Source organism: Ferrovibrio terrae, from assembly GCF_007197755.1.
Lineage (GTDB): Bacteria > Pseudomonadota > Alphaproteobacteria > Ferrovibrionales > Ferrovibrionaceae > Ferrovibrio > Ferrovibrio terrae.
Genome location: NZ_CP041636.1, coordinates 368,959 through 382,532, shown reverse-complemented (window position 1 = coordinate 382,532; position 13,574 = coordinate 368,959). Strand labels below are relative to the sequence as shown.

The 13,574-nt window shown below is 62.9% G+C and carries 11 protein-coding genes; 6 read left to right on the top strand and 5 right to left on the bottom strand.

The window, feature by feature from the left end:
• Positions 1–26: 26 nt before the first annotated feature.
• From FNB15_RS01790 to FNB15_RS01780, 3 genes are all read right to left on the bottom strand, one after another.
• A complete protein-coding gene (locus FNB15_RS01790; RefSeq protein WP_144067067.1) occupies positions 27–2,345 on the bottom strand; it encodes a 3-hydroxyacyl-CoA dehydrogenase/enoyl-CoA hydratase family protein in 2,319 nt (772 codons plus the stop codon).
• Between the two features lie 22 nt (positions 2,346–2,367).
• On the bottom strand, positions 2,368–3,504 hold the full coding sequence (locus FNB15_RS01785) for a thiolase family protein (RefSeq protein WP_144258590.1): 1,137 nt from the start codon (positions 3,502–3,504) through the stop codon (positions 2,368–2,370).
• A 104-nt stretch (positions 3,505–3,608) separates the two neighbouring features.
• Positions 3,609–4,067 carry a MerR family transcriptional regulator gene (locus FNB15_RS01780; protein WP_144067066.1) on the bottom strand — a complete coding sequence of 153 codons (459 nt, stop codon included), beginning with the start codon at positions 4,065–4,067 and terminating at the stop codon, positions 3,609–3,611.
• A 167-nt stretch (positions 4,068–4,234) separates the two neighbouring features.
• Between FNB15_RS01780 and FNB15_RS01775 the strand changes: the two genes are divergently transcribed.
• The 6 genes from FNB15_RS01775 (at position 4,235) to FNB15_RS01750 (ending at position 11,491) form a co-directional block, all read left to right on the top strand.
• Positions 4,235–4,603 (top strand): Mpo1-like protein, encoded by a 369-nt coding sequence (locus tag FNB15_RS01775; RefSeq protein WP_144067065.1) that lies wholly within the window; start codon positions 4,235–4,237, stop codon positions 4,601–4,603.
• 176 nt (positions 4,604–4,779) lie between these two features.
• A complete protein-coding gene (locus FNB15_RS01770) occupies positions 4,780–5,703 on the top strand; it encodes a sulfite exporter TauE/SafE family protein (protein WP_144067064.1) in 924 nt (307 codons plus the stop codon).
• Positions 5,700–6,488 carry a TIGR02186 family protein gene (locus FNB15_RS01765; protein WP_144067063.1) on the top strand — a complete coding sequence of 263 codons (789 nt, stop codon included), beginning with the start codon at positions 5,700–5,702 and terminating at the stop codon, positions 6,486–6,488. Before FNB15_RS01770 ends, FNB15_RS01765 begins: the two co-directional genes overlap by 4 nt.
• 96 nt (positions 6,489–6,584) lie before the next feature.
• Positions 6,585–7,745 (top strand): acyl-CoA dehydrogenase family protein, encoded by a 1,161-nt coding sequence (locus tag FNB15_RS01760; RefSeq protein ID WP_144067062.1) that lies wholly within the window; start codon positions 6,585–6,587, stop codon positions 7,743–7,745.
• Positions 7,746–7,787: 42 nt separating this feature from the next.
• The gene (locus FNB15_RS01755) at positions 7,788–9,020 is read left to right on the top strand and encodes an MFS transporter (protein ID WP_185973675.1); all 1,233 of its coding nucleotides are present in this window, start codon (positions 7,788–7,790) and stop codon (positions 9,018–9,020) included.
• Positions 9,021–9,157: 137 nt separating this feature from the next.
• Complete coding sequence (locus FNB15_RS01750) at positions 9,158–11,491, top strand: xanthine dehydrogenase family protein molybdopterin-binding subunit (protein WP_144067060.1); 2,334 nt, start codon at positions 9,158–9,160, stop codon at positions 11,489–11,491.
• Positions 11,492–11,564: 73 nt separating this feature from the next.
• Here FNB15_RS01750 and FNB15_RS01745 read toward each other — a convergent pair whose 3' ends face one another.
• Positions 11,565–12,014, bottom strand: a complete 450-nt coding sequence (locus FNB15_RS01745) for a response regulator (RefSeq protein ID WP_144067059.1) — start codon at positions 12,012–12,014, stop codon at positions 11,565–11,567.
• Positions 12,015–12,033: 19 nt separating this feature from the next.
• Positions 12,034–13,506, bottom strand: a complete 1,473-nt coding sequence (locus FNB15_RS01740) for a sensor histidine kinase (protein WP_144067058.1) — start codon at positions 13,504–13,506, stop codon at positions 12,034–12,036.
• Positions 13,507–13,574 lie beyond the last annotated feature (68 nt).

The following is a 13,574-nucleotide window of genomic DNA, read 5'->3' as shown; positions in this document are numbered from 1 at the left end:
GCCTGTCTCCCTCAAAGCGCGCTGCGTCAGTTACGCAGCGGCTTGCCCTTGGTCAGCATGTGTTCGATACGGTCGAGCGTGGCGCTGGTCTTGATCAGCGACATGAAATTCTCGCGCTCGAGTTCCAGCAGCTTCTTCTCGGTGATCACCTCGGTGATGTCGGTCTTGCCACCGGACACCACATTGGCCAGCGCACCAGACACCACCACATCATGCTTGGTGGCCTTGCCCTGCTGGAAGAAGCCTTCCACCGCCAGGCTCATCGCCGCCTTGGCGGTCGGGCCCGGCAGGCTGATCTCGACCGGCACCGGTGGCTTGTAGTCTTCCGCCAGCTTCAGCGCCTTGGCCTTGGCATCGGCCAGCAGGCGACGGCGGTTCATGGTGATGCCGTCGCCATCGCGCAGGATCAGCATGTCGCGCGCTTCCATCGCCGAGGTCGCGACCTTGGCCGTGGAAATCGCCTCGAACACCTGGGCCAGCGCCGGCATCGGACCGCCGGGACGCCGCTTGTTGGTGATCGCGCGGGTGATCAGCTCCTTGCAGCCGCCCCAGCCCGGGATGACGCCGACGCCGACTTCCACCAAGCCCATATAGCTTTCGGCATGGGCCTGGATCGCATCGGAATGCAGCGTGATCTCGCAGCCGCCGCCCAGCGCCATGCCGGCGACAGCCGACACGACCGGGAAGGGCGCGTATTTCAGCTTCATATAGGCATCCTGGCCTTCGCTGATGCCCTGCTCGATGGCGGGCCACATCGCGATATTGGCCTGGAACAAGGCAATGCCGACATTGGCGCCGACCGAGAAATTGTCCGCGTCGTTGCCGATGATCAGCGCCTTGAAGCCCTTCTTGTCGATCTTGCCGGCTTCCTTCACCATCGTGATGATGTCGGCATCCACCGCATTCATCTTGGTGTGGAATTCCAGGCAGGCGACGCCATCGCCGACATCCCACAGGCTGGCGCCGCGGTTCGAGGCGATCGGCTGCTTGCCGCGCTTGATATCGGCCAGCATCCAGGCATCGGGCGCCACCACGATCTCGGCATAGTCGCCCTTGGTGGTGAGTTGGTAGACCTTGCCGTTCTCTTCCTTGTAGAACGGACGCCCGGCGGCGACTTCCAGCATCTTCGGGATCGGCATGCCGGCAGCCTTCAGCTTGTCGGCAAACCACTTGGTGCCGAGCTGGTCGATCTGCTCGAACGGGCCGTATTTCCAGGCGTAGCCGGTCTTCATCGCCAGATCGACGGCGAGGATGTCGTCCACGATTTCCGGCACCAGGTCGGCGGCGTAAGACAGCACGCGGCTGGCGACGCCCCAGGCATACTGGCCGCCCTTGTCTTCATGCTCGACCAGCGCGCGCAGGCCCTTCCTGGCGACCTTCGCCGATTCCAGGTTGGCGCGCTTGGTGGCGCGATACTCGCCGGTCTTGAGATCGAGCGCTTCCTTGCCGCGGTTGCGGTAGAAGCCGCCCTTGCCCTTGCGGCCGGTATAGCCGTCCTTGATCATCTTCTGCATCAGGGCGTTCAGCGGGTGATCCGCCTTGTAGAACTGATGCAGCGGATCGGTCTTGGGCAGGGTCTTCAGCATCGAGCCGACCACATAGGGGCCGAGATCGATGCCGGTCAGATCGGCGAGGCCGAAAATGCCGGTCTTGGGAATGCCCATCGGCTTGCCGACAATGCTGTCGGCCTCTTCCACCGTCAGGCCCATGTCATAGGCCAGTGCCGTGGCGACCGTGGACCAGTAGATGCCGATGCGGTTGGCGATGAAGCCCGGGCGGTCCTTGCAGTCGACCACTTCCTTGCCGAGCTTGACGTCGCCGAAACGGCGCAGTGCGTCGATCACGGCAGGCTTGGTCTTGGGGCCCTTCACCAGCTCGAACAGGCGCATGTAGCGCGGCGGATTGAAGAAATGCGTCACGGCGAAATCGGCGGCGAAGCTCTCCGGCAGGCCTTCAGTCAGCAGGTCGAGCGGAATCGTCGAGGTATTGGAGGTGACGATCGAGCCCTTCTTGCGCTTCTCTTCAAGCTGCGCATAGAGCTTCCGCTTCAGATCGACATTCTCGATGATCGCTTCGCAGATCCAGTCCACATCGGCGAGCTTATCCAGATCGTCTTCCAGATTGCCCGGCGTCACCAGCTTGGCGACCTTCGGATGCATGAAGGGCGCAGGCTTGGTCTTCAGCATTTTTTCGATGGCGCCCTTGGCGAGCGCGCTGCGGTCATTCGCACCCTGTGGCACGATGTCCAGCAGGATGACGGGAATGCCGGCATTGGCGACATGAGCGGCAATGCCGGAACCCATGACACCGGCGCCGATCACCGCGACTTTTTTGATCTCGGTCATGATCTGACTGCTCCGGTGCGACTTAGACGGCTTCCAGAACGGTGGCGATGCCCTGACCGCCGCCGATGCACTGGGTGGCCAGTGCGAACTGCTTGCCTTCGCGCTTCAGCAGCGACGCGGCCTTGCCGGTGATCCGCGCGCCGGTGGCGCCCATCGGATGACCCAGCGCGATGGCGCCGCCATCGAGATTGACCTTCTTCATGTCGTATTTGGCTTCGGCGACGCAGGCGAGCGCCTGGGCACCGAAGGCTTCATTCAGCTCGATGATGTCGATATCGCCCAGCTTGAGCCCGGCGCGCTCCAGCGCCTTCTTGGTGGCCGGAACCGGGCCGATGCCCATCATTTCCGGCGCGCAGCCGGCAACAGCCACCGACTTGATGCGGGCAAGAACCTTCAGGCCATGCGCCTTGGCGAAATCTTCCGAGCAGACCAGCGTGGCCGAGGCGCCATCGGTCAGCGGCGAGGAGGTGCCGGCGGTGACGGTGCCTTTTTCATCGAAGGCCGGGTTCAGACCGGCAAGGCCTTCCGCCGTGGTGTCCGGACGGATGCAGCCGTCCAGCTCGACGCGGTTGTTGCCATCGACGATGGCGACGATTTCGTCTTTCAGCTTGCCGGCCTTCTGGGCGGCCAGAGCCTTGGCATGGCTTTCGACTGCCATCTGCTCCTGCGCCTTGCGGTCGATGCCGTATTTCTTGGCCAGGTTCTCGGCGGTGATGCCCATCGAGACATAGGCCTGCGGATAGTCCTGCAGCAGCTTGGGGTTCGGCAGGGTGTTGAAGCCGCCCATCGGCACGCGGGTCATGCTTTCGACGCCGGCGCAGATGAAGGCCTCGCCGGCATTCATCTGGATGGCGCCGGCAGCCTGATGGATGCTCTGCATGGAGGAACCGCAGAAACGGTTCACCGTGGTGGCGGCCGCATCCTGCGGAATGCCGGCCAGGAAGCTGATCAGGCGGGCGACATTCAGGCCCTGCTCGCCCTCGGGGAAGGCGCAGCCCACGATCACGTCCTCGATGGCCTTCGGATCAACGCCGGTGCGCTCGATCAGGGCTTTCAGCACCTGGGCGGTGAGATCGTCAGGGCGGACCTTGGCCAGCGCACCCTTGCGGGCGAGCGTGAAAGGCGAGCGGGCATAGCCGGCGATCACCACGTTGCGCATCATGACGATGTCTCCTTAGCGAGAACGGATAGCGGTTTTTGGTTCTGAGAAACTTGAAACTCGAACCGGCGCCGGTGGAACGGCGCCGGGTGATCGGCCGGGCCTTATTCGGCGACGGCGGCGTATTCGGGCGTGGCGCGGCTCTGCACGAATTCCTTGAAGGACTGCGAGGCCGGACGGTCGCGGTTCAGCTTCAGGAAGTCGTCGAGGATGCGGACATCCTGCTTCAGCTGCGTGATGGCGTCCTCGATGTCCTGCTGCTGGGTTTCCAGCGCGGCAAGGCGGTCGCGCGACCGCTTCAGCGTCAGGGTCAGTTGCTCCATGCGGCCGTCGCCCAGATCGTAGAGGTCGATCATCTCGCGAATTTCGGCCAGGCTGAAGCCCAGACGCTTGCCGCGCAGGATCAGCAGAAGGCGGGCACGGTCACGTTTGGCGTAGACCCGCATCATGCCTTGACGGCTGGGATGCAGCAGGCCTTTGTCTTCATAGAAGCGGATGGCGCGCGGCGTCACTTTGAATTCGTGCGCCAGATCGGTGATCGTGTAGGTCTTGTTATCCGACACGGTAAGCCCTCCCTTAAGGCTTTGTTTCTCACGTTGGTTGGAGTCTTAGTTTCCGTTTACGTCAACGTCAACTCGAATCTCATTCGCGTGCTTACTTAAAGTAAAAATGCTGGAAAACAGCGAATTATGATTGTAGGTTCCGTATCAGGTAATCGGAGGAGGCCACTATGTCCGACAATCGGATAAAGAGCTACGGTGAATTCTGGCCGTTTTATCTGCGGGAGCATGCCAAGCCCGTCACCCGGGTCTGGCACTACTTCGGCACCACGCTGGCGCTGTTCAGCCTGACTGCCCTGATCGTCACCGGCGACTGGCCGTGGCTGCTGGGTGCGCTGCTGATCGGCTACGGTCCGGCCTGGATCGGGCATTTCTTCGTCGAGAAGAACAAGCCGGCCAGCTTCAAATACCCGCTCTGGTCCTTCATCTCCGACTTCCGCATGTATTTCAGCTTCCTGTCGGGCCGGCTGGGTGGCGAACTGGAGCGGGCGGGTGTGCCGGCCGGAATGGGCCATAACAGCCAGGCCAATGCAGGCTGAGCGGCTGAGTCCGTTGCGGGGCCGAGTCGGCCTCGCCCTCTGCGAGGTTTGCGCGGGAAAATCACACAATCGCAAGGATTGCCATGGCAGTCTGGCGCGAAGGCTTTATAAGAAAATTGGTCTTTATCAGAAGATAAGGCACCAAGCCGCGTAGTCGTCAGGGTCCGGCCACAATTATGCAAATTTACCTGCCCATCGCCGAGTTGTCGGTCAGCATCTGGTTGCTGCTCGGCCTTGGTGGAGCGGTCGGTTATCTTTCCGGCCTGTTCGGCGTCGGCGGCGGTTTCCTGCTCACCCCGTTGCTCATCTTCATCGGCGTGCCGCCCGCAGTTGCGGTGGCGACCTCGGCCAACCAGGTGGTGGCGGCCAGCGTCTCGGCCGTCTATGCGCATTGGCGCAAGGACAACGTCGATTTCAAGATGGGCGCCATGCTGCTGATCGGCGGCCTGGTCGGATCGAGCTTCGGCGCCTACCTCTTCACCGTACTGAAGCGTATCGGCCAGCTCGATGCGGTGATTGCGCTGTCTTACGTGATCATCCTCGGCACCATCGGCGGCATGATGCTGACCGAAAGCATCCGCGCGCTGCGCGCCAAGCCCGGCGCGAACCCTGTCGTGCGGCGCAAGCGGCTGAACGACCATGCCTTCATCCGCGCGTTGCCGTTCAAGATGCGCTTCCGCAAGTCGCAACTTTACATCAGCCTGCTGATGCCGGTCGGCCTCGGCTTCCTGGTCGGTATCCTTGCCGCCATCATGGGCGTGGGCGCCGGCTTCCTGCTGGTGCCGGCGATGATTTACCTGCTTGGCATGCCCACCGCCATCGTGGTTGGCACCTCGCTGTTCCAGATCATCTTCGTCACGGCGAATGTGACGATGCTGCATGCCATCACCACGCAGACAGTGGATGTGACACTGGCGCTGATGCTGCTGGTCGGCTCGGTGATCGGCGCGCAATACGGCGTGCGTCACGGCGCACGACTGCGCGGCGAACAGATTCGCGGCCTGCTGGCGGCACTGGTGCTGGCGGTGGCGATCGCGCTGGCCATTGAACTGATCCTGCCGCCCGACGACCAGTTCTTCCTTGAGGCCGGGCCAAAATGAGAAGGGCTGGACCAAAGCCTGTTGCACTCATCCTCCTGCTTCTGCTGGGCGGCGCTGACGCCTTCGCGCAGGCCACGCCGAATGCGCCGCGCGGGCCGGCGCCGGCGGATGCTCCGCTGATCACCGATCTGTCATCGCATCTGATCGCGATCACTTCCAGTTTCACCGGCACGGACCTGCTGCTGTTCGGCGCCATCGACGAACCAGGCGAAGTCGTGGTCGTCGTGCGTGGGCCGACATCGACATCAGTGGTGCGACGCAAACGGCCGACGCTCGGTTTCTGGCTGACGCGGCGTTCGGAAAGCTACGACAACGTGCCGGCCTATTATGCGGTCGCCAGCAGCAAGCCGCTGAAGGAGATTGCGCCGGCCAACCTGTTGCAGCGGCTGCAGATCGGTACGGAAAACCTGCGCTTCCGCTATCTCGGTCCGCGCCGCCCCGAAGACATTGCGCATTACCATCAGGCCGTGGTGCGGCTGAAAATACGCGACGGACTCTATCGCGAGAATATCGGCGCCATCGACTTCCTCGGCCCCAAGCTGTTCCGCACGGCGATCAGCTTCCCGTCCACCGTCCCGGTCGGCACCTACCAGACCGAAGTCTATCTGATCCGCGACAATCGCATCGTCGCCGCGCAATCGACACCGCTGTTCATCGACAAGCAGGGTATCGAGCAGGAGGTCTACGACTTCTCGCGCGCAGAGCCTGCGGTCTATGGCCTGGTCGCGGTGCTGCTGGCGGTGTTTGCCGGCTGGCTGGCGGCGGTAGTTTTCCGGCGCGGCTGACGCTGCGTATTTGAACTGGTTCTGCTTGGTGCGGCTTGCGCCCTCCGGTGATTGTGCCAAGCTTGCCGCAGACCTTTTGGAAGAGTGAGTGCCCCGATGGACAAGGATACGCTGGAGCAGACCCGGCGCGAGCTGCGCCGTTTCGTGCGCGAAAAGCTGGTCCCTCTCGAAAAACAGGTTGCCGACGACGATCGCATCCCTGATGAGATTCGCCGCAGCTTTGCCGATATGGGCCTCTACGGCATTTCCATCCCGGAAGAATACGGCGGCCTCGGCCTCGCGATGGATGAAGAGGTCGAGCTGGTCTTCGAACTTGGCTGGACCTCGCCGGCCTTCCGCAGCCTGTTCGGCACCAATGTCGGCATCGGCAGCCAGGGGATCCTGATCGACGGCACGACCGAGCAGAAGCAGGCCTGGCTGCCCAGACTTGCCAGCGGCGAAGTCACGTCATCCTTCGCGCTCACCGAACCCGAGGCCGGCTCGGATGCCGCCAGCGTGAAGACACGGGCCGAGCGGCAGGGCGATCATTACGTCGTCAACGGCACCAAGCGCTTCATCACCAATGCGCCACAGGCCGGTGTCTTCACACTGATGGCGCGCACCGACCCGAACAACAAGGGCGCCGGTGGTGTCACGGCGTTCATCGTTGAAGCCAAAACACCCGGTATTACCGTCGGCAAGCCGGACAGGAAAATGGGTCAGCGCGGTTCGCACACCGCAGATGTGATCTTCGACAACGTGAAAGTCCCGGCTGCCAATATCATCGGTGGCAAGGAAGGGCAGGGTTTCAAGACCGCGATGAAGGTGCTGGATCGCGGCCGGCTGCATATCTCGGCCATGTGTGTAGGTGCTGCTGAACGCCTGATCCATGAATCGGTGAGCTACGCGCGCGACCGCAAACAGTTCGGTCAGGCGATTGCCGAATTCCAGCTGGTGCAGGCCATGCTGGCCGACAGCAGGACCGAGGCCTATGCCGCGCGCTGCATGTTGCGCGATGCGGCGAAGCGTTATGCCGCCGGCGAGAATGTTTCGCTGGAGGCCAGTGCCTGCAAGTATTTCGCCTCCGAGATGGTTGGCCGTGTCGCCGATCGCGCGGTGCAGATCCATGGCGGTTCAGGTTACATCCAGGAATTCGCCGTCGAACGCTTCTATCGTGATGTGCGGCTGTTCCGGCTTTATGAAGGCACCAGCCAGATCCAGCAGCTGGTGATCGCCAGGCAGATGCTGCGCCAGGCCGAAGCCGGACGGGACGTCTGACGTATGTCGGAAGACGGATCATCCAGACACAGTACCGCCCGCTTGGCGGTCGTCCTTGTCGGTATCTGCTTTCTGCTGAACGTGCTGTCACGCGGCATCGGCGAGAGCTTCACCACGTTCCTGTTGGCGTTGACGGCGGAATTTCAGGCCAACCGCGCCGATGTCGCCGCGATCTATTCGCTGCAGATGATGCTGGCCGGCCTTTGTGCGCCACTGGCGGGCTATTGTTTCGATCGCTTCGGGCCGCTCAGTATCTATGTCGCCGGCCTGCTGCTGCTGATCACCGGCCTGCTGCTGGCCTCGTTCGGCGAAGCGGTCTGGCATTTTTACATCTTCATTGGCATCGGCGTCGGCGGGGCGGCCGCCTTCCTTGGCAATGCCCCGCATTCGGCGCTGCTGACGCGCTGGTTCGAAGGCGGCAACCTGTCGCGTGCGATGAGCGTGATCTATGCCGCCATGGGCGTTGGATCGCTGCTGATGGTGCCGCTGGCGCAGTTCGTGATCGAAACTTGGGGATGGCGTAACGCCTATCGCCTGCTTGCCGGGATTGCTCTGTTGACGATGCCGGCATTGCTGCTGGTTTCCTGGCCAACGGCACAGGTGGGCCGCATCTTGCCGTCCAGGCCGAAGCCGACCGACGGTAATGTGCCAAGTGATATAGCCGAGACGATCACCGCCATTGAGTGGACCATCGGCAGCGCCATGCGCAACCCGGCCTTCTGGGGGCTGAGCTCGGTCTTCTTCTTCACCTCCGCCGGCATGTTCTCGGTGATGGTGCAGGCCGTGGCCTATATGGTCGAACTGGGCTATGCGCCGCTCAAAGCCGCCTCGATCTACGGTCTGGTCGGTGTGCTGACCCCGATCGGCATCCTCGGCTTCTCCTGGCTGGATGTGCGTATCGGCCGGCACAGTTCGGCTGCACTGTCCTATGCCTTCAGCCTGCTCGGCCTCGCCGCGCTCTGGGCACTCAAGCTGTGGCCATCGCCGCTGGTGCTGTGGACCTTCGTGCTGCTGGTCGGGCTGTCGTTCGGCGCCCGCGGCCCGCTGGTGGGTGCGACGGCGGCACGGATTTTCCACGGGCCCCGCTTCGGTATGATTTTCGGCACCATGATGGTGGGCAGCGGCCTGGGCATCAGCTTCGGCACCTTCACCGGCGCCACCCTGCATGATCTCACCGGCGGATATACGGCGGTCTTCCTGTTTTCCGGGGTCTGCGTGCTGCTGGGCGCCATGCCGTTCTGGACCTACAGCGCATTGCGCCGCTTCGGACCATAAGGCACCTCGCAGAACCTATTGCAGCCCTGCAATCGGCGGGTTGAAAGCAGGGGCGGAATGCCTATCATTCTGCAAAACCGCCCCCAGAAGCGCAGCCCGGCAGGACGGGCGGCGTTTTCCCTGAAAGGACTGCCCGCATGACCAAGTTCGGCCAGAGCCAGCCGGTTCGCCGTGTCGAGGACCAGCGTTTCATCACCGGAAAGGGACGTTATGCGGATGATATCAGCCTGCCCGATATGGTGCAGGGCGTGTTCCTGCGTTCGCCGCATGCCCATGCCAAAATCCTGAAGATCGACACCACGGAGGCCAAGCAGGCGCCCGGCGTGCTGGCGGTGTACACGGCGGCCGACCTCACGGCGGCCAATATCGGCGTGCTGCCCTGCATGATCCCGCTGAAAAATCGCGACGGCTCCCTGCGCGCCGATCCGCCGCGCCCGGCGCTGGCCGATGGCATGGTGCGCCATGTTGGCGACCCGGTTGCCTTTGTGGTCGCCGAGACGGCAGCACAGGCGCGCGATGCCGCCGAACTGATCGAGGTGGATTACGATTCGTTGCCAGCCGCCGCCAATCTCGCCACCGCCATGGATACCGGGCAACCGCAGATCTGGCCCGAAGCACCGAACAACCGCGTCTTCGACTGGGAAGTGGGCGACAAGGCCAAGGTGGACGGACTGTTCGCCGGCGCTGCCAAAACCGTGAAGCTGACGCTGGAAAACAACCGGATTATCGTGGCCTCTATGGAGGCGCGCGTCTCGCTGGCGGCTTTCGACAAGCAGACCGGCCGTTTCGCGCTGCATGTGCCGACCCAGGGTGTCTGGGTGCTGAAGAAGACACTGGCCAAGATATTCAATCTGCCGGAAGAGAAATTCGCCGTGTACACCGACGATGTCGGCGGCGGTTTCGGCATGAAGATCTTCATTTATCCCGAACAGGTGCTGACGCTGTTTGCCGCCCGTGCGCTGGGCCGCCCGGTCAAGTGGACCTCGGAGCGGTCCGAGGCCTTCCTGACCGACACGCATGGCCGCGCCAACCTCACCCATGCCGAGATGGCGCTGGACAAGGATAACCATTTCCTGGCGTTGCGCGTGCACAACATCGCCGACATGGGCGCGTATCTTTCGACGTATGCGCCGATGATCCCGACCATGGCTGGTACCAAGGTGCTCAGCTCGGTCTATCGTTTCCAGGCGGTGCATGCCCGCGTCGAAGGCGTGTTCACCAATACCGTGCCGGTTGATGCCTATCGCGGCGCCGGGCGTCCGGAATCGAACTACATCATGGAACGGCTGATTGATATCGCGGCGCGCGAACTGAAGATCGACCGCGCCGAGTTGCGGCGCAAGAACTACATCCCGGCCGATGCCTTCCCCTGGACCAGCGCGATGAACCTGGTCTACGATTCCGGCGATTTCGCCAATACGGCGGAGACCGCACTCAAGGCCATCGACTGGGCCGGCTTCGAGACTCGTCGCGCGGCCTCCGCCAAGCGCGGACTGCGCCGCGGCATCGGCATGGCCTATTACCTTGAGGCCACCGGCGGCGCGCCGACCGAACGCGCCGAAATCCGCTTCGCCGAAGATGGCCTTGTCGATGTCTATGTCGGCACGCAGTCAACCGGGCAGGGCCATGAAACCGCTTATACCGGCATCATCTCGGAACTGCTCGGCATCAGCGCCGACATGATCCGCATCCGTCAGGGTGACAGCGACATGATCCCGACCGGCGGTGGCACCGGCGGCGCCCGCTCGCTCTATTCGCAGGGCGGCGCGCTGCTCAGCACCAGCGATGCGGTGATCGACAAGGGCAAGGCGATGGCCGCCGAGATGCTGGAAACCGCCACCGGCGATATCGAATTCGCCGCCGGGCGGTTCGCCGTGGCCGGCACTGATCGCGGCATAGGCATCATGGAGGTGGCGGCCGAGGCACGCAAACGTGCCGGCGTTGGCTACGACCAGGCGGCAGGCCTCGACACTGCCACTGATCATCAGATCCAGGCGATCACCTTCCCCAATGGCTGTCATGCCTGCGAAGTCGAGATCGATCCGGCCACCGGCGTCACCCAGGTGGTGCGTTATGTGGTGGCCGACGATATGGGCCGCGTGATCAACCCCACCATCGTGAAGGGCCAGATCCATGGCGGCGTGGTGCAGGGTGTGGGTCAGGCGATCTACGAGCATGTCGTCTACGACAATGACGGTCAGCTGCTGACCGGCAGCTTCACGGATTACTGCCTGCCGCGGGCCGACAACTTCCCCGATATCGAGGTGATCCTCTGCGAGGTGCCGTGCAAGACCAATCCGCTCGGCGTCAAGGGCGCTGGCGAGGCGGGCGCGGTGGGCTCGGCGCCGGCGACGATCAGCGCCATCGTCGATGCGCTGGCCGATCTGGGTGTCAGCCATGTCGACATGCCGGCCACGCCGCTGAAGCTGTGGCAGCTGATCAACGAACGCCAGACCCAGGCGGCGGAATAGTCGAAGCCATCCTGTGACTCAAAACGGCGGCCAGAGTGATCCGGCTGCCGTTTCGTGTTTGCGGATTGCCGCGTCAGGCCTTGCCGTTCTCGGGCACCTGCATCACGGTGAAGAACAGGCCGAGCTGGCGGATCGCCTGGGCGAAATGCTCATAGTCGACCGGCTTGGTGATGTAGACGTTGCAGCCCAGATCGTAGCAGCGCTGGATTTCACGCTTGTCGTCGGTGGTGGTCAGCACCACGACCGGCGCCATATGCAGGCCCTCGCTCTGCTTGATCTTCTGCAGGATATCGACGCCCGACATGTCGGGCAGATTGAGGTCGAGCAGGATCAGCAGGGCCTCGCCCTTGTGATCGCGCCCGCTGCCGTCGCTGCCCAGCAGGAAACCGAGCGCATCGGTGCCGGTGGTGAACGGCTTGATCTCGTTGTTGACGCCGGCACGACGGATATTCTTTTCGATCAGCCGCGCATGGCCTTCATCGTCTTCGATCATAATGATCGTAACAGGATTCTGTTCGGACATGTGCTTTCCCTTTAAGGGATCAAGCAGTCCACTTTTTTGGTAAAATTATCGTAAAGGTCGTGCCCTGGCCGAGTTCGCTGTCGACGCGAATCGTGCCGCCGAGGCGGCGCACCATGGCGCGCACATGGGCGAGGCCGATGCCTTCGCCGGGGCGGTCCTGCCTGCCGGCGCGGCGGAACAGCTCAAAGATGCGCTCATAGTCTTTCTGGTCAATGCCCCGGCCATTGTCGCTGACGCGGATCACCACGAAGTTGCCGCGTTCCTCAGAGTCGAGGCTGATGCGCACCGGACGGTCGTTGCTGCGATATTTGATCGCGTTGTCGATCAGGTTGGAGAAAATCTGCTCCATTGCGAGGCGGTCGCTGGAAATTTCCGGCAGTGACGCGATTTCGATCTCGCCGCCGACTTCCTGCAGGCGGTGCGCCACATCCTTGGACATCGCGGTCAGCAGCTGGTGGAGCTGGATCGGTTGCGCGGTGAATTCCCGGCGGCCGGCGCGCGACAGGCCGAGGATCGCGTTGATCAGGCGGTCCATCTTGGCAATCGAGCTTTTGATGAAGCCGAGTGCCTCCTCCACCTCTCGTCGCTGTTGCGCGCGCTGTTCCGGCGTTTGTGGCGTCTCGCTGAAGATCTCCCCCTGCAGGGCTTCCATCTCGCTGGTGAAGCCCATGACGTTGACCAGCGGCGAGCGCAGATCGTGGCTGACGATGAAAGCGAATCGCTGGATCTCGTCGTTGGCCTCGCGCAGGTCGGCGGTGCGTTCGGCCACGCGCTCCTCCAGGCTGCGGTTGACGGTTGCCAGTTCGGCATGCGCAGCTTCCAGCTGCACCAGCGCAGCCGCCGCCTGCTGGCTGCGTTTGCGGATCAGGCTGATCGAGGCCAGAGCCAGCACCGCGATGATCAGGCCGCCGGCGAAGTTCACGATGAAGAGCATGATGCTGGTGCGATCGGAATATTCGCGCCGGTCTTCCAGCAGCGCGCGCTCGTCGTTCAGCATCGTGGAGATGCGCGACAGCATCTCGTTCATGGTGTCGAGGCCGGTATTCGCCTGCAGCGATGCCAGCAGCTCGCGTTCGCGGCCGGCCTGCTTCATGGCGAGGGTCTGTTCCATCTCCTCGATCTTGCGCTGCACCAGCGGCTGCAGCGCCTGCAGGCGCGCCATCTGCTCCGGGTTGTCCGAGATCAGCCGTTCCAGCTCGGGCCGGATTTCATCGAAACGACGACGGCCGGCCTCGTAGTCGTTCAGATAGGCCCGGTCGCCGGTCAGCAGGAAGCCGCGCTGGCCGCTTTCAGCCCGGCGCAAGGCGCCCTGGTAGGTGACGATGGCGGAATTCACCTCCAGCGTATGGGCGACGATCTCCGAGGCGCGGTCGGATTCACGCGCCAGCCAGAGCGAGGTCAGGCTCATCGTCACCAGCACGACAAAGCCCATGACCAGCAGGCCGAACTGGATCGGAACACGTTTGCCGGTAAGGGGAAGGCTGACGCTCATGAGATGGATGAAGACCCTAAGACTTTGATATTGCTGTAATTATATGTAAATGCCGATTTCCCGGAACA